Here is a 17,904-nt window from a genome sequence, read left to right as displayed (position 1 = left end):
CTCCATCGTGGTGGGTGGGCCGCGCGGACTGGCGCCGCGCTGGTCGATAAGGCCCGGGGAAAACGGTCGGCCATCAAGCCACGGCACGGGCCTCGCGCAGCGCGTCGATGGCCCTGGGTGCATAGCCCAGGCTTTCGAGCAGTTCACGCGTGTGTTCGCCCAGCCGGGGCGGACCGGTGCGCACACCCAGGCGCTCGCCATCCAGCCGCAGCGGCAGCAGCGTGACGCGGGCGGTGCTGCCGGCGCGCTCGCCGTCCGGCAGGGTCACCTCGGCCAGGCCGCCGGTGGCGTTCAGGTGCGGGTCGTCGAACAGCTCCTCGGGGCGGACGATGGGGGCGAACGGCAGGCCGTGGCGCTCGAAGACGGCGGCCAGTTCCTCGGCGGTGTGCGCGGCCAGGCGGCGGCGCAGCTCGGGCAGCAGCGTGGGGCGCGCGCGCACCCGGTCGTTGTTGAGCGCCAGCGCCGGGTCGGCCTTCAGGTCGGCATAGCCCATGGCGTCGCAGAAGGTGGCCCACTGCGCATCGCTCACGGCGGCCAGGAAGATCTGGCCGCCGTCCTTCACGTCGAACACGTCGTAGAGCGACCAGGCGGAGATGCGATCGGGCATGGGCGCTGCCGGCTGCCCGGTCACGGCGTACTGCATCATGTGCTGGCCGACGAGGAAGACGTTGTTCTCGAACAGGGCGGAATCGACCTCCTGCCCGCGCCCGGTGATACCCCGCTGCATCAGCGCGGCCATGGCGCCGATGGCGCCGAACATGCCGCCCATGATGTCGTTCACGCTGGTGCCGGCGCGCAGCGGGTCGCCCGGCCGGCCGGTCATGTAGGCGAGGCCGCCCATCATCTGCACCACCTCGTCGAGCGCGGTGCGGTGCTCGTACGGCCCGGGCAGGAAGCCGCTGTGGTTCACATAGATGAGGCGCTCGTTCAGGCGCGACAGCGCGGCGTAGTCCAGGCCGTACTTGGCCATCACGCCGGGCTTGAAGTTCTGCGCCACCACGTCGGCGGAGGACGCGAGGCGGATCGCCACTTCCAGCCCCTCGGCGCTGCGCAGGTCGATCGCGATGCTTTTCTTGTTGCGGTTGAACATCGGGAAGAAGCCCGCGCCCGCGCCCAGCAGCTCGCGCGTGCGGTCACCCTCCACCGGCTCCACCTTGATGACCTCGGCACCCAGATCGGCCAGCACCATGCCGCAGGTCGGGCCCATGACCATGTGGGTGAACTCCACCACGCGCAAGCCCGCCAGCGGCAGGGTGCGTTCCGGGGAGCGGGTGTCGGAGACGGCAGAAGAGGTCATGGGAATGCGCTGGGACGAAGAGGCAGTGAAGGAAGGGGTGACCCGATGCAGTGCGGCGAACGGCCGAGGCAGCGATGTCGCAAGGGAGATGGTAGAGAGCGCTCGCCGGGCCCGCTCAGGCGGGGGCGGTTTCGGCAAGCGCCGCGGGCCGCGCCACCAGCCCGCCCTTGGGCAGGCCCGCGCGCCAGAGCGTTCCGTGCAGGGTTTCGCCGCCCAGCCAGTCCCGCACGCGCTCGCGCAGCGCCAGCAGGCCGGGCAGATCGAGCCCCGTGTCCACGCCCATGCGTTCCAGCATGAAGGCGAGGTCTTCCGTGGCCACGTTGCCGCTCGCGCCCGGCGCATGCGGGCAGCCGCCGATGCCCGCCAGGCTCGCGTCGAAGCGCGCCACGCCGGTCTGCCAGGCGGCGTAGGCATTCGCCAGGCCCATGCCGCGCGTGTCGTGGAAATGCGCGCAGGCCAGGCGGTCGCCGACCAGTGCCCGGGCCTTGCCGAAAAGGCGCAGCACCGATTGCGGATCCGCATAGCCCACAGTGTCGGCCAGGCTCACGCGGTCGGCGCCGGCATCCAGCAGTGCCTGCATCAGCCGCAGCACCTCGCTCTCGGCCACGTCGCCCTGCAGCGTGCAGCCGAAGGCCGTGCCCACGCCGCCTTCGATCAGCGTGCGGCTGCCGGCGGCGTCGCGCGCGGCGCGGATGCGCGCCACTTCCGCCACCACCTCGTCCGGCGTCTTGCGCAGGTTGGCGAGGCTGTGCGCGTGGCTCGCCGAGAGCGGCACCACCATCAGGTGCGCGCCGCATTCGAGCGCACGCTCGGCGCCCTTCAGGTTGGGCACCAGCACCGAGGCCACCAGCCCGGGCAACGTGCGTGCGAACGCCAGTACCTCGGCCGTGTCCGCCAGCTGCGGCAGCAGGCGCGCGGGCACGAAGGAGCCGACCTCGATCTCGCGCTGCCCGGCCGCGTGCGCGGCAGCGATCCAGGCCATCTTGCGGTGCGTGGGCACGGTGGCCGCGATGCTCTGCAGGCCATCGCGCAGGCCGACCTCGCGCACCTCGGCGCGGGGGCGGCCTGCCGTGCGACCGGACGCGGCGGACGCCAGCGTGGGGGACGGAGCGACGGGCGGGGTGGCGGGCAGGGGGGTGGCGGGCATGGGCGCTCCCGGACGGGCCGGGCCTGTGTGCAGGAGGAACGCCCCATTCTAGAAATTCCCGCACACTCCATGATCTCAATTTGGGAAGGCCAGAATTTCCCGAATGGAACATCTCCACCTTGCCCCATGCGCTCCCTCGATCTATTGACCCTGCGGCTTTTCGTGGCCGTCTGCGAGCAGCGCAACATCGCGCGCGCGGCCGAGCGCGAAGCGATCGTGGGCTCGGCCGTCAGCAAGCGCCTGGCGCAGCTGGAAGACACGGTGGGCACGCAGCTGCTGGTGCGCAAGCGCCACGGCGTGGCGCCCACCCCGGCGGGGGAGACGCTGCTGGAGCACGCGCGCGAGATGCTCGCCACCGCCGGCCGCATCGAGCGGGACATGGCCGGCTTCGCCACGGGCGTGCGCGGCCATGTGCGCATGCTGGTCACCGCCTCCGTCATGGCCGAATCGCTGGCCGACGACGTGGCCGCCTTTCTGCAGGAGCCCGCGCACCGCGACATCCAGGTGAGCATGGAAGAGCGCGTGAGCCCGGACGTGGTGCGCGGCGTGCGCGAGGGCAGCGCGTCGCTGGGCATCTGCTGGGACGCGGCCGACCTGCAGGGCCTGCACACGCGCGCCTACCGCAGCGACCACCTGGCCATCGCGGCCCATCCCTCGCACCCGGTGGCGGCGCTGGACAGCGTGCGGTTCGCCGACGTGCTGGGCCACGAATTCGTCAGCATGCCGGCGCTGAGCGCGGTGCAGGTGCTGCTGGCACGCGCCGCCGCGCTGGAGGGGCGCACGCTGCTGCACCGCGTGTTCGTCTCCAACTTCGACGCGGCGCTGCGCGTGGTGCGCGCTAACCTCGCCATCAGCGTGGTGCCGCGCGAAGTCGCCGAGCCTTTCGCCGCCGCGAGCGGCGTGCGGGTGGTGCCGCTCGCCGACCCGTGGGCCCAGCGCCGCTTCGCAATCTGCGCCCGCGCCGGCGACGGCCTGCCTGCCGCCGCCGCGCTGCTGGCCGACTACCTCGCCCGCCGAGGGGGTGGCCCGGAGACGGGAATGCAACCGGCAGGCGTTCGCACGCCACGCGGATGATGGACGGCACGGCCGGCGCCCCGAAGCCACAGGCACCCGGCCAGCGGCGGCCACCCGCCGCTGGCCGGCCGCCGCCCACGGCACAAGGCGGCACAAGGCAACACGACGCGGCACGAGGCGGTGCAGGCCGATAATCACCGTCCATCGCACCTGTCCGTGCCAACGACCCGGCCTGCCGGATCTGCCCGCAGGCGGTCCTGACCGCACCCGCCATCAGCCTTCGGGCGCCGGCACGCCCCTTCCTCCCGCGCCCCGCCCGCCATGTCTTCGACGCCCACGCCTGCCCCGCTGCCCTCCGATCAGACACCTGCGAACGCACCGGCCGCAGTGCCCCTGGCCACCCGCCGCACCTGGGCCCAGGCCCTGCGCGTCTACCGCGAGCCCGCCAGCCTGCGCATGCTGGCGCTGGGCTTCTCGGCCGGGCTGCCGCTCCTGCTGGTGCTGGGCACGCTGTCCTTCTGGCTGCGCGAGGCGGGGGTGGACCGCACCACCATCGGCTATCTCAGCTGGGTGGGCCTGGCCTATGCCTTCAAGTGGGTCTGGGCGCCGCTGGTGGACCGGCTGCCCCTGCCCTGGCTGACGCGCGCGCTGGGCCGGCGCCGCAGCTGGCTGCTGCTGTCGCAGCTGCTCGTCATGGGCGGGCTGGCCGGCATGGCGTTCAACGACCCGCGCGTGGCGCTGGCGCCCATGGTGTGGTGCGCCCTCTTCGTCGCATTCGGCTCGGCCACGCAGGACATCGCGCTCGACGCCTTCCGCATCGAATCGGCCGACGCCGACCGCCAGGCCGCGCTGGCCGCCACCTACCAGACGGGCTACCGGCTGGCGATGATCTGGGCCGGCGCGGGCGTGCTGTGGGTGGCGGCGCGGGCCGAATCGCCCGCCGCCGCCGGTACCTACCAGCACGGCGCCTGGCAGGTGGCCTACCTCGTCATGGCCGCATCGATGCTGGTGGGCACGCTCACCGTGCTGCTCTCGCGCGAGCCCGCGCCGCGCCCGCTGCCGCCCGCGCGCAACGCGGCCGAATGGCTGCGCGGCGCGCTGATCGAGCCGTTCGCCGACTTCATCCGCCGCTACCGCTGGCAGGCCGCGCTGCTGCTCTCGCTCATCGCCGTCTACCGCATCAGCGACGTGGTGATGGGCATCATGGCCAACCCGTTCTACGTGGACATGGGCTACACCAAGGACGAGGTGGCCGCCGTCAGCAAGGTGTTCGGCGTGCTGGCCACGCTGGCCGGCGCCTTCGTGGGCGGCGTGCTGTCGATGCGCCTGGGCGTCATGCGCGTGCTGATGCTGGGCGCGGGCCTGAGCGCGCTCAGCAACCTGCTCTTCGCCTGGCTCAGCACGCAGGGCCACGACGTCACGCTGCTGATGCTGGTGGTGTCGGCCGACAACCTCTCGGGCGGCATCGCCTCGGCCGCGTTCATCGCCTACCTCTCCAGTCTGACGAACGTGCAATATTCGGCCACGCAGTACGCGCTGTTCAGTTCCATGATGCTGCTGGCGCCCAAATGGATCGCCGGCTTCTCGGGCCGCTTCGTCGATGCGTACGGCTACCCCGAGTTCTTCGTCGCCACCGCGCTGCTGGGCCTGCCGGTCCTGCTGCTGGTGGCGCTGGCTTCCAAGGTCAAAATGGCTCCCGGCGCTTGATTTATCAATACCTGCAGCTATCAAATCAATAGCAATCATGCCCATCGCACTGCTCGTCATCGACACCCAGGCCGCCTTGTTCGACCCGGCCCCGCGCCCGGCCGAGGCCGACGCCGTCATCGCCCGCATCGATGCGCTGGCCGCCCGGGCGCGCGCGGCGGGCGCGGCCGTGGTCTTCGTGCAGCACGAGCAGGCAGAGGACAGCGGCGGGCCGCTGGTGCATGGCAGCGCGGGCTGGCAGTTGCAGGCCGGCCTGCGGGTGGAGGACGGCGACGCCCTGGTGCGCAAGACCACGCCCGACGCCTTCCTGCGCACCGATCTGGCCGACAAGCTGCTGGCCAGCGGCGCGACCGAATTGGTGGTCTGCGGCTACGCCACCGAGTTTTGCGTGGACACCACCGTGCGCCGCGCCGCCGCGCTGGGTTTTCCGGTCACGCTGGCGGCCGACGCGCACACCACGCATGACAAGCCCCATGCCGGCGCGGCCGCCATCCGCGCCCACCACAACGCCACGCTGCCCTCGCTCACCAGCTTCGGCACACCCATTCGCGCCGTGCCGGCGGACGCCATCGACTTCGCGGCCGGCGCACCAGCGGCTGCGTGATGGACTGAAGCCCGAGCGCGCCGCCCGGTTTACCTAACTTTACAGAGACTTCAACGCGCCGAGATGGCCCGGCGCGACCATGAAACTCCACGCACCCCCACCACCCGACACCCCGCCATGAGTTCTCAACTGCTGATGATCGAAGACGATGCCCGCCTGGCCGAGATGGTGGGCGAGTACCTGGCCCAGTCGGGCCTGCAGGTCACGCACAAGGCGGACGGCGGCAGCGGCCTGGCGCACCTGCAGGGCGACGGCGGCGCCACGCTGCCCGACCTGGTGATCCTCGACCTGATGCTGCCGGACATCGACGGCCTGGAGGTCTGCCGCCGCATCCGCGCCCTGCCCGGCGCCGCCGCCCAGGTGCCGGTGCTGATGCTCACCGCCAAGGGCGACCCGATGGACCGCATCATCGGCCTGGAACTGGGCGCCGACGACTACCTGCCCAAGCCCTTCGAGCCGCGCGAGCTGCTGGCCCGTATCCGCGCCATCCTGCGCCGCCGCGAAAACGGCGCCCGGCCCGCGCCGCAGCTGCTGCGCTTCGGCACGCTGGAGATCGACCGCGACGCCCGCACCGTGTCGGTGGGCGGCCAGCCGGCGGAACTCACCTCCTACCAGTTCGACCTGCTGGTGGCCCTGGCCGAGCGCGCCGGCCGCGTGCTGACGCGCGACCAGATCATGGAGGCCGTGCGCGGCCGCGAGCTGGAGGCCTTCGACCGCTCCATCGACGTGCACATGGGCCGCATCCGCGCCGCCATCGAGCAGGACGCCAAGAACCCGCGCCGCATCCTGACGGTGCGGGGCGTCGGGTACGTCTTCGCCAAGCAGCAAGACTAGATGTCCCTGGTCAGCCCCTTTTCCCGCCGGCTCTACCTGCGCATCTGGCTCGCCGTGGTGGGCGGCGTGGCGGTATTCGCGCTGGTGGTGGGCGTGGCCTGGCGCATCGCGGCCGAGCACAACGCCCAGCAGAACGCGGTGCAGCAGCCACCAGGGCGCGAGTTCGTGCTGCGCGATGCGCAAGGCCACCCCAAGCTCAAGGGCCAGGCACTGCGGCGGCCGACCGAACCCGGCGAGGGGCTGGAATTCATGCTCGAAGGCCTGGACGGCGCGGCCTACACGCTGGAGATGTCGCCCCGCCCGCGCCCGCCCCGCCCCGGCCGCTACGACGCGGCGTTCTGGCTGAGCCCGCCGTTCGGCTTTCTCTGGGTGCTGGCGCTGGTGGGCATCGCCGTGACGGTGGGTGTGTTCCCGATCATCCGCCGGCTGCTGCAGCGGCTGGAGACATTGCAGCGCGGCGTGCAGCGCTTCGGCGAGGGCGACCTGTCGGTGCGGGTGGCCGAGCGCGGGCAGGACGAGGTGGCCGATCTGGCGCGCCAGTTCAACGCCGCCGCGGCGCGCATCGAAACGCTGGTGGCCTCGCACAAGTCGCTGCTGGCCAATGCCTCGCACGAGCTGCGCTCGCCGCTCACGCGCATCCGCATGGGGCTGGAGCTGATGCAGGGCAACGCGCCCTCGCCCAACTTCCGCGCCGAGATTCTGCGCAACATCGCCGAGCTGGACCAGCTGGTCGACGAGATCCTGCTGGCCAGCCGGCTGGACGCCCGCGAGGCCGACGTGGGCACCGTCGAGGCGGTGGACCTGATGGGCCTGGCCGCCGAGGAATGCGTGCGGGTGGATGCCGAACTGCAGGCCGAGCCCGGCACGCCGGCCGATGCGCTGGAAGTGCGCGGCGTGGCCAAGCTGCTGCGCCGGGCGCTGCGCAACCTGCTGGAGAACGCCCGCCGCTACAGCCAGGGCGACATCACCATGACGCTGCGCGCCGTGGGCGGCCGGGTGGAAGTGAGCGTGTGCGACCACGGCCCCGGTGTGCCGCCCGACCAGCGCGAGCGCATCTTCGAGCCCTTCTACCGCCTGCCCGGGGCCAGCGAGCGCTCCGGCGGCGTGGGCCTGGGTCTGGCCCTGGTGCGCTCCATCGCCCAGCGGCATGACGGCGCGGTGCGCTGCACCGACCGGCCGGACGGCGCGCCGGGCGCCTGCTTCGTGCTCAGCCTGCCGCGCGGCGGCTGAGCGCAGCGGCCTTCATCGCGCCACGATCATCCGGTCACGGTCATCGCGTCCCGGTCATCGCATCCTGGGGCGGCCAGCGCCGCGCCATCGCCACCCACAGGCCTGCGCCCAACACCAGCGCACCCCCCGCCACCGACAGCCCCCACACGAAGCCCTGGCCCGGCGTGGCCGCGTGGTGCAGCATCCACGCCACCATCGGCGGCCCGGCGATCTGGCCCAGGCCGTAGGCGGCTGTCAGCAGCCCGGCGAAGCTGTCGCCCGCGCCGGGCCACAGGCGCCGGGCTTCCTGCAGGGCGTAGAAGGTAATGGCGGTGAAGGGCAGCCCCAGCAGCAGGCTGCCGAGGGCGAACCCGGCCGCCTGCGGCCATACCAGCCCCAGGCCGATGGCGCCGGCCTGCAGCGCGTAGCAGCCGGCCAGCAGCCAGCGCCGGTCCCACGCCGCCGGCGTGCGGGTGGACAGCGCTGCGCCCAGGGCCACGCCCGCGCCGAAGAGCGGCCAGAACAGGTCGGGCCAGGGCGAGCCGGCCGGCAGCGCGGCGCGGGCGATGACGGGCAGGAAGGTGGCGGTGACGATGTAGCCGAGGCCTGCCAGCGCGTAGCCCAGCGTGAGCAGCCCGCAGGCCGCCCAGCCGCCCGGCGGCGGCGCGGTGCGCGTGCTGGCGGCGGCACCGGCGGCTTGGGCGGAAGGCTCCTCGCCCAGCGCGGCGCCGCGCAGCACCGGCCACGCCAGCGCCGCCAGCGCCGCGCTGAGCACCCCGAAGGCGGCCCAGCCCAACGCGGCCGGCCAGTGCGCGGCCACCATGGCGCTGGCCGACAGCCCCGTCAGCACGATGCCCACCCCCGGGCCGCAGAAGATCAGCCCGCCCAGCGCGGGCTGGCCCAGCACCGTCAGCCGCACCATGCACCACGCCGCCACGTTGAGGAACACCACCGCGCTGACGATGCCCGCCGCGCCCCGCAGCGCCGGCCAGGCGGGCGCCACGGGCAGCGCCATCGCGCCGGTCAGCAGCACCGTGGCCGCTAGCCCCCAGCGCGCCAGCCGCGCGCCCTGCCACGCCCGGGCGGTGCGCGGCGCCACCCAGGGCAGCGCCATGCAGGCCAGCGCCCCCACCAGGTAGCCGGTGTAGTTGACGGCGGCCAGCCAGCTGCCGCCCGCCAGGCTGACGGTGCCGTCACGCAGCATCATCGGCAGCAGCGGCGTGAAGGCGAAACGGCCGATGCCCATGGCCGCCGCGAGCGCGAGCATGCCGGCCAGGGCGACGGCCAGCGGGCGTTGGGAAAGAGGGGTGGGGGGCATCGGGGCTGGCGATTGGATCGATCTCTTTTTCAGATTATCATAACCATCAACCATCTCCACAAGAGAACCATTCGATGGACCTGTCCGCACTCGAGATCTTTCGCGCCGTCGCCTCGGAAGGCAGCGTGACGCGCGCCGCCGAGCGGCTGGGCCGCGTGCAGTCGAACGTGACGACGCGGGTGCAGCAGTTGGAGGAGCAGCTGGGCGCCACGCTGTTCCTGCGCGAGGGCCGCCGCATGGTGCTGACGCCGGCCGGCGAGTCGCTGTGCGGCCATGCCGACCGCCTGCTGGCCCTGGCCGAGGAGGCGCGCCAGAGCGTGCACCCGGGCCGCCCCGGCGGGCGGCTGCGGCTCGGCGCCATGGAAAGCACCGCCGCCGCCCGCCTGCCGGCGCCGCTGGCGCGGCTGCATGCCGAGTGGCCCGAGGTGCAGCTGGAGCTGCGCACGGGTGCCTCCGGCACGCTGGTGGACGAGGTGCTGGCCCACGCCAGCGACTGCGCCCTGGTCGCCTGGCCGCCGCCGGGCGTGGACCCGGAAGCGCCGCTCGATCGCACCGCCGTGTTCACCGAATCGCTCTGCATCGCCCTGCCCGCCGACCACCCGCCGGTCGACCGGCCCGGCGACCTGCAGGTGGACACGCTGGCCGCCTTCACCCGCGCCTGCACCTACCGCCGCATGGGCGAGGACTGGATGCGCCAGCACCTGCACGGGCGTTTCCACGGCGCCGCGCCCCGGGTGCTGGAGCTGGCCTCCTACCACGCCATCCTGGCCTGCGTGGCCGCCGGTCGCTGCGCGGGCGTGGTGCCGCAGGCGGTGATCGACCTGATGCGCGAGCCGCCCGCGCTGCGCCTGCTGCCGCTGGCTACCTGCGACACGGTGCTGGTGCGCCGGCGTGGCTACCAGTCGGCCGCGCTGGACGCGCTGCTGGCCAGCTTGCAGCGCGCCTGACCCGCAGTCCTCGTCCTTCCTTTTTCCGAAAAGCCGTCATGACCCAGCCCCGCACCTTCCCGGCCTTGCCATTCACCGACCGCCTGGGCATCGCCCTGCCCATCTTCCAGGGGCCGATGACGGGTGCCGACACGCCCACCCTGGCCGCAGCCGTCTCCAGCGCAGGCGGGCTGGGGCAGCTGGGCTGCGGCATGCGCTCGCCCGCCGCCATGCGCGAAGCCGCGGCCGAGGTGCGCCGGTTGACCGACAAGCCCTTCGGCATGAACCTCTTCGTGCTGGAAACACCCCGGCCCGACGACGCCACGGTGCGCGCGGCGCTGCAGCGGCTGGAGCCGCTCTACGCCGACTACGGCCTGCAGCCCGCCGTGCCCGCGCAGTGGTGCGAGGACTTCGCCGCGCAGTTCGAGGCGCTGGTCGAGGCGCGCCCGGCGGTGGCGAGCTTCACCTTCGGCATCCTTGACGCGGCGCAGGTCGAGCGGCTGCATGCCGCCGGCTGCGTGGTGGTGGGCACCGCCACCACCGTGGCCGAGGCCCGCGCCTGGGCCGCCGTGGGCGCGGACGCGGTCTGCACGAGCGGCGTGGAAGCCGGCGGGCACCGGGGCACCTTCCTGCAGGTGGGCCGGGCCGGGCCGGCCGCACCCGGTGGGCCGAGCCTTGCCGACTTCGCCGCCAGCCAGGTGGGCACGCTGGCGCTGGTGCCGCAGTGCGTGGACGCCGTGCGCATTCCGGTGGTCGCGGCCGGCGGCATCATGGACGGGCGCGGCATCGCCGCCGCGCTGGCGCTGGGCGCGCAGGGCGTGCAGATGGGCACGGCCTTCCTGGTGTGCCCGGAATCGGGCATCGGCAGCGCCTACCGCACCGCGCTGGCGCAAGCGGGCGACACCGACACGCGCCTGACCCGCGTGTTCTCGGGCCGGCCGGCGCGGGGCATCGTCAACGCCACCATGGAGCGGCTGGCGGCTTGCGAGGCCAGCGTGCCGGCCTACCCGGTGCAGAACGCGCTGATGGGCCCACTGCGCCGCGCGGCGGCCGCGCAGGGCCGGGCCGAAGGCGTGGCACTCTGGGCCGGCCAGGGCGTGGCGGCGGCGCGGCCGCTGCCGGCGGCCCAACTGGTGGGGCTGCTGGCGCAGGAATGGGCGCGAGCGGCGGCGCAGCCTGCGCATTGAGCATCAGAAATGGCTCTGGCGCTTGTGAATCAAGCGCCAGTAGCTATCGAAATAGTAGCAATAGGTCAACCCGGCCGGCGGTTTATCAGCAGGCGGTCGGCCACGCTGCCGGGCAGGTACAGGCCGCGGGCCAGGTAGTCGTCCAGCCGCCGGCGGTCTGGCCCGCGCAGCTTGATGACCGGCGGCAGCTCGCCCGTCACGCGGGAGAACAGCAGCCGCAGCTTGAGCGGCGTGCGGCGCCACTGGCCCAGCACGTGCAGCTGGAAGGGGCCGTCCTCGGCGCAGGCCAGGCAGAGCCGGTAGCCGCCGCGCGTGCGCATCACGTACTGCATCGCTAGGTGGATGCTGAGGTAGGCGGGCGCGTCGATGGCCTGCCGCACCTGGTCGAACACGCCCTGCGCGCGCAGGTGCTCGATGTAGGCCTCGCCGGTGCTTTCCAGGCAGTGGGCGTCGAACTCGGCGAAGGCATCGGCGGCGAAGCGGCTGCCGGGCGGCGCGGCGAGGAACCAGCTCTCGACCACCGGGTGGTCGGCGTCGGTGGTGAAGCGGTCCAGGTAGTAGGCCACCAGGTCGCAGCCGCCTTCCCGCTGCTGCGCCTCGATCACCCAGTCGAGCGAGCGCGTGAGGATGGTGCTGGCGTCGATCCAGATGCCGCCGTGGTCGCGCAGCAGGCGCAGGCGGATCCAGTCGGAGCGCCGGGCCGGGGCGACGCGGGCCAGGGCATCGGGCGCGTCGGGTACCCACTCGCGCAGCCTGGCGTCGTCCAGCACGCGGATGTCGAAGCCCGGATTCATCTGCCGCCAGTTGGCGATGCAGCGCTCCACCAGCAGGGGCAGCGTGGGGCTGTTCCAGTAGGTCCAGACCACGCGCGGGATCGGTGCGGAGGCCGCCAGCGGCGCGGGCGTGCCGATCGGGTAGCAGCGCAGCGGCTGCGGCTGGTACGGCTCCAGCGTGCGGCCCGTGGCCCGGCAATAGCCGCGCACGGCCCGCGCCAGCCACAGCTCGGCGCGGTTCTTGAAGCTCAGGTGGGAAGAGGACACGGAGGCAGCGCTCGGGGCGGTCGTCATCGGGGTCGCCAAGCGTACCAGCGGCCCAGCCGCAGGGCGCGCAGCCACCAGCCGCGCCGCAGGTACTGCCAGCGCAGCGCGGGCACGGGCAGGGGCGACTGGCGGTCGAACTCGGCGCGAAAGCGGTCAGCCGCCGCCTGCCGCTCTGCCAGGGGCACCTCGCCCCCCAAGCGCTGCAGGCTGCGCAGGGCGCCGGCGAGGTTGCGGGCGCTCTGGTGCGCGAGGGCGAAGCGCAGCGGCCCGCTCGCCGGCTGCGCGGCGCATTCGGCGGCGAACTCCGCCAGCGCCGCCGACTGGTGGGACGCCTTGCGCAGGTCGGTGCTGGCCAGGATGCTGCCTTCGCGCTGGCGGTAGGCCACCCAGGCCCGGGGCGCGTAGTAGAAGTGCTGCGCGCGCCGGGCCAGCAGCGGCATGGTGGCCATGTCCTCGAAATAGCGGCCCACCGGAAAGCGCAGGTCGCCCGTCCACAGGGCGCGCCGCGAGATCTTGGACCAGGCATGCAATTGCCCGGTCATCAGCAAATCGGCGGCCAGCGCGTCGCCGCCCGGCTGCGGCCCGCCGGAGCGGCCATCGAACGTGGCACGGTGGCGCTCGCCGCGCAGCACGTGCTTGATGCGCTCCTTCTTGCGCCATACGCGGAAGTCGCACAGCACCACGTCCACCGCATGCCGCTGCACGATGCGGCGCAGGCCGTCGATAGCGCCCGGCAGCAGCTTGTCGTCGGAGTCGAGGAACCAGAGATAGTCGCCCCGGGCGTGCTCGATCAGCGTGTTCCGCGCGGCGCTCAGGCCCGCGTTGGCGTCGTGCTGCAGCAGGCGCAGCCGGCCGGGCCAGCGCCCGGCCAGCTCCTGCATCAGCTGGGCCGAGCCGTCGGTGGAGCGGTCGTCCAGCAGCAGCAGCTCCACGCCCGCCGCGTCGCCCGCCGACTGCTCGACCACCGACTTCACGCAGGCGGCAAGGTAGGGCTCGACGTTGTAGACGGGGATGAGCACGCTCAGCCAGGGCGGCGGCGGCGGAAGGCCGGTGTCAGGCGTCGACATGAGAGCCTCCGCAATGGGCACCGCCGGGGACCAGCAGCCGCTGCAGCAGGGCTTCGTAGCGCGCCGTCATGGTGGGCAGGCCGTAGAGGCGCAGTGCGTCGCCCCGGGCCTCCTGCGCCAGGCGCTCGGCCTCGGCGGGCTCGGTCAGCAGGCGCTCCAGCGCGTCGGCCAGCGCCTGCGGGTCGCCCGCAGCGGCGAGCAGGCCGTTACGGCCCGGCTCCACCACGTCCTGCACGCCCACCACGTCGCTGCCGACCACCGCGCAGCCGGCGGCCATGCCTTCGATCAGCGCGAGCGGCATGCCTTCGTAGTGGGTGGAGAGCACGCAGATGCGGTGCCGCATGAGCAGTTCGGGCACCGAGCTGCAATGCCCCAGGAATTGCACCTGATCCTGCAGGCCGAGCTGCGCGGCGAGCTGTTCGGCCTGGCGGCGCGCGCCGGCCTTGCCGCCACCGGCCAGCCGCACGGGGGGCGCGAGGCCCCGCGTGCGCAGCAGCGCCACCGCCCGCAGCAGGGTGGCGTGGTCCTTCTGGCGGGCGAAGCGGGCGGACATCACGATGGCCGGCTCGCGCTCGCTCCACGGGCGCGCATCGGCCACGGCGAAGGGTTCGAGCCGGATGCCGTTGGAGATCGCCTGGGTCTTGTCCGCCGGAAAGCCGCGCCCGAGCAGGCTGCGCCGCACGCCCTCCGAGCAGCCGACGATGGCATCGGTGCGGCCGTTGAGCCAGAGCGCCTGCCGCAGCCGCCAGGCGCTGTAGCGTTCGCGCGAGTTGTGCTCCACATGCACCAGGTGCGGCACGCCGGCCAGCAGGCCGGCATAGCGGCCCCAGAGGTGTTCGCTGAAACCGTGGGCGACCAGCACGTCGGGCCGCCAGGCGCGGCACAGCGCCGCCAGCTGCCAGACGGTGGCCAGGTGCGCCCAGCCGGGGACGATGCGCACGTCGATGCCCTCGGCGCGCAGTGCGGCCACGCGCTCGGACGATGTGGTGCGCTTGCGGCGCAGCACTAGGAGGGGCTGGAAATGTCCCGACGCGGCATGGGCGCGCACCAGATCGACGGCCACCTGCGTCGCCCCGGAAAACCCGCCGGTGACGAAATGCAGCACCCTGGGCCGCACCGCGGCGCCGGCGGCGGGGGCGGTCATGCGGGCGTGGCCTGCGCGGCGGCGGCCTGGCGCTCCAGGCCCAGCACCGCCGCCCACTGCAGCATCACCAGGAACAGGTAGCCCATGATGCCGCTGTTGTGCGCGAAGAACACCTGCGTGAGCCCGAAGCCCATGTAGAGCAGCGGCACGCACAGCCCACCCAGCCGCACGGCCAGCAGGCCCGCCTGCCAGTCGGCCGGCAGGGCCGCGTGGCGCGCCAGCCGCCTGCGGCTGGGCCAGAACAGGTAGACGGGCCAGAGGTAGAGGGCCAGCAGGCAGGCCAGCCCCGCCGCGCCGGCCTTGACGAAGACGTCGAGCACCTCGTTATGCACGTAGACGTATTCGGTGATGGCAGGCTTGTAGAGGCCCGCCGCGACGCGCCTTTCCTTTTCCTCCATGTAGCCGCGGGTGGTCCAGCCCAGCAGCGGCCGCTCGCGGCCCATGTCCCAGGCGAAGCGCCAGTGCTCCAGGCGCTGGCCGACCGAGTTGTCGGCGGCGCGCTGGGCCTCGTAGCCCTGCACCTCGACTTCCATGACGGCCCAGCGCTGGGCCAGCATCTGGTGGTTGAGCACCGTCATCACCAGCAGCGCGGCGGCCGTGACGCCCAGGCAGCGCCACATCTCCTTGCGGTTGAGCTGGAACAGCAGCAGCAGGATCACCGGGATGCACAGCAGCAGCGCCAGCCAGCCGCCACGCGACTGCGACAACACCGAGGCGTTCACCGCGCCCAGCGACGCGAGGCCCGCGAGCACCACGCGCCAGCGGCCCAGCTGCCGGCGCAGGGCGATGGTCTGCACGGCGAGGATGGCGCCCAGCAGCATCGCCAGGTTGCCCCACTGGATGGCGTTGGTGCGGCCGGTGGGAAAGCCCGAGGCGCGCGCCTGGTGCTCCACGTACACCTGCCAGAGCGCCACCCCGGCGCAGCCGATGCAGCCCACCAGCAGGCCGGCGTAGAACGCCGCCGGCCGGGGCGGATAGCGGGTCACGAACAGCAGGCAGGCCGCGCCGAGGAAGAACTTCACCGGCCGGTCAAACTGGTTCCAGCCGGGTTCGGGCGCCGCCAGGATCAACCAGAAGCCGCCCATGCAGGCGATCACGCAGGCCAGCACCAGGGTGCCCCTGTCAGGCTGGTGGCGCAGCCAGCGCGGCAGCGTGGCCAGCGCGCCCAGCAGCAGCAGCATCGCGCCGTAGGAGTAGCCGGAGGCCACGGTCAGCGCCAGGGCCGGAACGAGGAAGGCGGCCAGCGTGGCGAGCCGGCGCGGCCAGGGACCGGGGCCCAGGAGCGAAAGGAAGGGGGCGGAGTTCATCGGGTGGGCGATCCAGGCATCGCGGGCGCACGGACAGGAAAAAACGCGGTGGCAGCGAACCGCGCAGGCGTGGCGCAGGGGCCGATGGGCGAGCGGGCCGCCCTGCGGCGCCCGGTGGTGCGAAGCGGCGCCCGAAGGCGCCGCTGGGAGCCGCCCGGCGGGCGGCGGGTCAGAGCCCGTGCGGCCGGAAGGCCGGGCCCTGGCGCTGGATCAGTGGCCGGCACGGACGGTTTCGCCCGCTTTCAGCCGGTACACGGTGCCGCAATACGGGCACTTGGCCTCGCCGGTCTGGGCCACGTCCAGGTACACCTTGGGATGGGTGTTCCAGATTTTCATGTCGGCCTTGGGGCTGGGGCAGAAGACGCCGCCCTGGGGATTCAGGTCCTTGGCGAGCAGTTCGATGATGGCTTGCGTCATGGTGGGGTTCGGTCCGTGCAGGCAGGAAGGAAAGAAAGGGATCAGACCAGCGTCAGCCAGTGGGCGTACTTCGGATTGCGGCCATTGACGATGTCGAAGAAGGCCGCCTGGATCTTCTCGGTGATGGGGCCGCGCGAGCCGGCGCCGATCTCGATGCGGTCGAGCTCGCGGATGGGCGTGACTTCGGCCGCCGTGCCGGTGAAGAAGGCCTCGTCGGCGATGTACACCTCGTCGCGGGTGATGCGCTTTTGCACCAGCTCGATCCCTAAGTCCTTGCAGATGTGGAAGATGGTGTTGCGGGTGATGCCGTTGAGCGCGCCGGCTGATAGGTCGGGCGTGTACACCACGCCGTTCTTGACCACGAACACGTTCTCGCCCGCGCCTTCCGAGACGAAGCCGGAGGCGTCGAGCAGCAGCGCCTCGTCGTAGCCGTCGTCCAGCGCTTCCATGTTCGCGAGGATGGAGTTGCTGTAGTTGCTCACGGCCTTGGCCTGCGTCATGGTGATGTTGACGTGGTGGCGCGTGTAGCTGCTGGTCTTGACGCGGATGCCGCGGCGCATGCCTTCCTCGCCCAGGTAGGCGCCCCAGGCCCAGGCGGCCACCATCAGGTGGATCTGGTTGCCGCGGGGCGAGACGCCGAGCTTTTGCGAGCCGATCCAGGTCAGCGGGCGCAGGTAGCACGATTCGAGCTGGTTCTCGCGCACCACGGCGCGCTGCGCCTCGTTCACCTCCTGCGGGGTGAAGGGAATCTTCATGCGCAGGATCTTGGCGCTGTTGAAGAGCCGCTCGGTGTGCTCTTCCAGGCGGAAGATCGCCGTGCCCTGCGCGGTCTTGTAGGCGCGCACGCCTTCGAACGCGCCGCAGCCGTAGTGCAGGGTGTGGGTCAGCACGTGGATCTTGGCGTCGCGCCAGTCGACCATCTGGCCGTCCATCCAGATCTTGCCGTCACGGTCGGCCATCGAGGGAACTACGGGGCTCATCGTCATCCTTGTGTGGTAGCGGGAAGTCGCAAAACCCGCGATTTTAGGCGACGGTGGGCCCGGCGGCGCCTCCGCCGGGATGCGCCCCGGGCGGGGTGGCCGGCTCAGCGCCGCGCGTCCGGCGCATCCGGCAAGGCGGCGGGCGGCTCGGTGGTGGACGGTTCGGCGAAGGACGGTTCGGCGGGCGAGGGGCGCACCAGCTCCCACTGCACCAGCCGGCCACCGCGGAATTCGCACGTCACGTGCGACTGGGTGCCGTCCGTCCAGCGGTAGCGCTCGGGGTCGGTGCCCTCGGGCGTCAGCGGCTCGCCCAGCGAGCGGGTGAGCGCCACCACGTACATGAGGTTGACGCCCTCGCGCAGCTTGGCGTTGAGCATGACGGCGCTGCCGACGTAGCCCAAGGGCCGCTTGGAGGCCTTGCTCATCACGTTCATGAGCCGGGTGAAGTGCAGCAGCGCCCACATGAGCAGGCCGCCGCCAACGGCAAAGAGGCCTTGCCAGCCCATGGCGCGCCAGGCGGCGAAACAGAGCACGAGAATGCCTAGCGGAATCAAAAATTTCTTGAAATTCATGGAGAAGATTGTCGCAGCGCCGAGCGACCTAACTCCCCAGCACACCTGACGGCAGCCAGGTGCGAGGTAACGCTGCCACCAGCAATGACTTGCAGGGTGCATTAATGGCGTGCAACTCGCTCCAGCCAGCGGCA

Annotated in this window: 17 protein-coding genes; 7 read left to right on the top strand and 10 right to left on the bottom strand. The window is 72.5% G+C overall.

Going from position 1 to position 17,904, the window contains the following annotated elements; translation table 11 throughout:
* Positions 1-73: 73 nt before the first annotated feature.
* Together ABWV53_RS16670 and ABWV53_RS16665 are read right to left on the bottom strand one after the other, a co-directional pair.
* Positions 74-1,297: a CaiB/BaiF CoA transferase family protein gene (locus ABWV53_RS16670; protein ID WP_353367273.1), complete on the bottom strand. Its 1,224-nt coding sequence runs from the start codon at positions 1,295-1,297 to the stop codon at positions 74-76.
* A gap of 115 nt (positions 1,298-1,412) precedes the next feature.
* Positions 1,413-2,444 (bottom strand): hydroxymethylglutaryl-CoA lyase, encoded by a 1,032-nt coding sequence (locus ABWV53_RS16665; RefSeq protein WP_353367272.1) that lies wholly within the window; start codon positions 2,442-2,444, stop codon positions 1,413-1,415.
* Positions 2,445-2,570: 126 nt separating this feature from the next.
* On the opposite strand from ABWV53_RS16665, the gene ABWV53_RS16660 reads away from it, so the two are divergent.
* From ABWV53_RS16660 to ABWV53_RS16640, 5 genes are all read left to right on the top strand, one after another.
* A complete protein-coding gene (locus ABWV53_RS16660; protein WP_353367271.1) occupies positions 2,571-3,518 on the top strand; it encodes a LysR family transcriptional regulator in 948 nt (315 codons plus the stop codon).
* Between the two features lie 261 nt (positions 3,519-3,779).
* The gene (locus ABWV53_RS16655; protein ID WP_353367270.1) at positions 3,780-5,165 is read left to right on the top strand and encodes an AmpG family muropeptide MFS transporter; all 1,386 of its coding nucleotides are present in this window, start codon (positions 3,780-3,782) and stop codon (positions 5,163-5,165) included.
* Between the two features lie 37 nt (positions 5,166-5,202).
* On the top strand, positions 5,203-5,769 hold the full coding sequence (locus ABWV53_RS16650) for an isochorismatase family protein (RefSeq protein WP_353367269.1): 567 nt from the start codon (positions 5,203-5,205) through the stop codon (positions 5,767-5,769).
* A gap of 117 nt (positions 5,770-5,886) precedes the next feature.
* Positions 5,887-6,603: a response regulator gene (locus ABWV53_RS16645; RefSeq protein ID WP_353367268.1), complete on the top strand. Its 717-nt coding sequence runs from the start codon at positions 5,887-5,889 to the stop codon at positions 6,601-6,603.
* Positions 6,604-7,833, top strand: a complete 1,230-nt coding sequence (locus ABWV53_RS16640) for an ATP-binding protein (RefSeq protein ID WP_353367267.1) — start codon at positions 6,604-6,606, stop codon at positions 7,831-7,833. It begins immediately after the preceding gene.
* Between the two features lie 40 nt (positions 7,834-7,873).
* On the opposite strand, the gene ABWV53_RS16635 is transcribed toward ABWV53_RS16640, so the two are convergent.
* Complete coding sequence (locus tag ABWV53_RS16635; protein ID WP_353367266.1) at positions 7,874-9,130, bottom strand: YbfB/YjiJ family MFS transporter; 1,257 nt, start codon at positions 9,128-9,130, stop codon at positions 7,874-7,876.
* 74 nt (positions 9,131-9,204) lie between these two features.
* On the opposite strand from ABWV53_RS16635, the gene ABWV53_RS16630 reads away from it, so the two are divergent.
* Together ABWV53_RS16630 and ABWV53_RS16625 are read left to right on the top strand one after the other, a co-directional pair.
* The gene (locus ABWV53_RS16630) at positions 9,205-10,077 is read left to right on the top strand and encodes a LysR family transcriptional regulator (protein ID WP_353367265.1); all 873 of its coding nucleotides are present in this window, start codon (positions 9,205-9,207) and stop codon (positions 10,075-10,077) included.
* 38 nt (positions 10,078-10,115) lie between these two features.
* A complete protein-coding gene (locus ABWV53_RS16625) occupies positions 10,116-11,243 on the top strand; it encodes an NAD(P)H-dependent flavin oxidoreductase (RefSeq protein ID WP_353367264.1) in 1,128 nt (375 codons plus the stop codon).
* A 65-nt stretch (positions 11,244-11,308) separates the two neighbouring features.
* Here ABWV53_RS16625 and ABWV53_RS16620 read toward each other — a convergent pair whose 3' ends face one another.
* The 7 genes from ABWV53_RS16620 to ABWV53_RS16590 all read right to left on the bottom strand — a co-directional run bounded on the left by ABWV53_RS16620 (position 11,309) and on the right by ABWV53_RS16590 (position 17,770).
* On the bottom strand, positions 11,309-12,283 hold the full coding sequence (locus ABWV53_RS16620; RefSeq protein ID WP_502903924.1) for a glycosyltransferase family 32 protein: 975 nt from the start codon (positions 12,281-12,283) through the stop codon (positions 11,309-11,311).
* Positions 12,284-12,306: 23 nt separating this feature from the next.
* The gene (locus ABWV53_RS16615; protein ID WP_353367262.1) at positions 12,307-13,350 is read right to left on the bottom strand and encodes a glycosyltransferase family 2 protein; all 1,044 of its coding nucleotides are present in this window, start codon (positions 13,348-13,350) and stop codon (positions 12,307-12,309) included.
* Positions 13,337-14,494, bottom strand: coding sequence for a glycosyltransferase (locus ABWV53_RS16610; RefSeq protein WP_353367261.1), 1,158 nt, complete (start codon positions 14,492-14,494; stop codon positions 13,337-13,339). The genes ABWV53_RS16615 and ABWV53_RS16610 overlap by 14 nt, the downstream gene beginning before the upstream one ends.
* Positions 14,491-15,801: an O-antigen ligase family protein gene (locus tag ABWV53_RS16605; protein ID WP_353367260.1), complete on the bottom strand. Its 1,311-nt coding sequence runs from the start codon at positions 15,799-15,801 to the stop codon at positions 14,491-14,493. Before ABWV53_RS16605 ends, ABWV53_RS16610 begins: the two co-directional genes overlap by 4 nt.
* Before the next feature lie 210 nt (positions 15,802-16,011).
* The gene (locus tag ABWV53_RS16600; RefSeq protein ID WP_353367259.1) at positions 16,012-16,218 is read right to left on the bottom strand and encodes a zinc-finger domain-containing protein; all 207 of its coding nucleotides are present in this window, start codon (positions 16,216-16,218) and stop codon (positions 16,012-16,014) included.
* A 41-nt stretch (positions 16,219-16,259) separates the two neighbouring features.
* Entirely contained in the window at positions 16,260-17,198 is a 939-nt protein-coding gene (locus ABWV53_RS16595) for a branched-chain amino acid transaminase (RefSeq protein WP_353367258.1), read from the bottom strand.
* A gap of 104 nt (positions 17,199-17,302) precedes the next feature.
* Entirely contained in the window at positions 17,303-17,770 is a 468-nt protein-coding gene (locus ABWV53_RS16590) for a glycerate kinase (RefSeq protein ID WP_353367257.1), read from the bottom strand.
* Positions 17,771-17,904: the final 134 nt, after the last annotated feature.

This window comes from Acidovorax sp. FG27 (genome assembly GCF_040365715.1).
GTDB lineage: Bacteria > Pseudomonadota > Gammaproteobacteria > Burkholderiales > Burkholderiaceae_C > Paracidovorax.
The sequence above is the reverse complement of the archived record's forward strand: the minus strand, read 5'-3'. Positions and strand labels throughout refer to the sequence as shown.

Bases quoted from the DNA above. Each gene is read 5' to 3' on its own strand.
- ABWV53_RS16590 (WP_353367257.1), bottom strand. From the start codon at position 17,770: ATGAATTTCAAGAAATTTTTGATTCCGCTAGGCATTCTCGTGCTCTGT.
- ABWV53_RS16630 (WP_353367265.1), top strand. From the start codon at position 9,205: ATGGACCTGTCCGCACTCGAGATCTTTCGCGCCGTCGCCTCGGAAGGC.
- ABWV53_RS16670 (WP_353367273.1), bottom strand. From the start codon at position 1,297: ATGACCTCTTCTGCCGTCTCCGACACCCGCTCCCCGGAACGCACCCTG.
- ABWV53_RS16625 (WP_353367264.1), top strand. From the start codon at position 10,116: ATGACCCAGCCCCGCACCTTCCCGGCCTTGCCATTCACCGACCGCCTG.
- ABWV53_RS16600 (WP_353367259.1), bottom strand. From the start codon at position 16,218: ATGACGCAAGCCATCATCGAACTGCTCGCCAAGGACCTGAATCCCCAG.
- ABWV53_RS16635 (WP_353367266.1), bottom strand. From the start codon at position 9,130: ATGCCCCCCACCCCTCTTTCCCAACGCCCGCTGGCCGTCGCCCTGGCC.
- ABWV53_RS16610 (WP_353367261.1), bottom strand. From the start codon at position 14,494: ATGACCGCCCCCGCCGCCGGCGCCGCGGTGCGGCCCAGGGTGCTGCAT.
- ABWV53_RS16645 (WP_353367268.1), top strand. From the start codon at position 5,887: ATGAGTTCTCAACTGCTGATGATCGAAGACGATGCCCGCCTGGCCGAG.
- ABWV53_RS16605 (WP_353367260.1), bottom strand. From the start codon at position 15,801: ATGAACTCCGCCCCCTTCCTTTCGCTCCTGGGCCCCGGTCCCTGGCCG.
- ABWV53_RS16665 (WP_353367272.1), bottom strand. From the start codon at position 2,444: ATGCCCGCCACCCCCCTGCCCGCCACCCCGCCCGTCGCTCCGTCCCCC.
- ABWV53_RS16655 (WP_353367270.1), top strand. From the start codon at position 3,780: ATGTCTTCGACGCCCACGCCTGCCCCGCTGCCCTCCGATCAGACACCT.
- ABWV53_RS16660 (WP_353367271.1), top strand. From the start codon at position 2,571: ATGCGCTCCCTCGATCTATTGACCCTGCGGCTTTTCGTGGCCGTCTGC.
- ABWV53_RS16615 (WP_353367262.1), bottom strand. From the start codon at position 13,350: ATGTCGACGCCTGACACCGGCCTTCCGCCGCCGCCGCCCTGGCTGAGC.
- ABWV53_RS16640 (WP_353367267.1), top strand. From the start codon at position 6,604: ATGTCCCTGGTCAGCCCCTTTTCCCGCCGGCTCTACCTGCGCATCTGG.
- ABWV53_RS16595 (WP_353367258.1), bottom strand. From the start codon at position 17,198: ATGAGCCCCGTAGTTCCCTCGATGGCCGACCGTGACGGCAAGATCTGG.
- ABWV53_RS16650 (WP_353367269.1), top strand. From the start codon at position 5,203: ATGCCCATCGCACTGCTCGTCATCGACACCCAGGCCGCCTTGTTCGAC.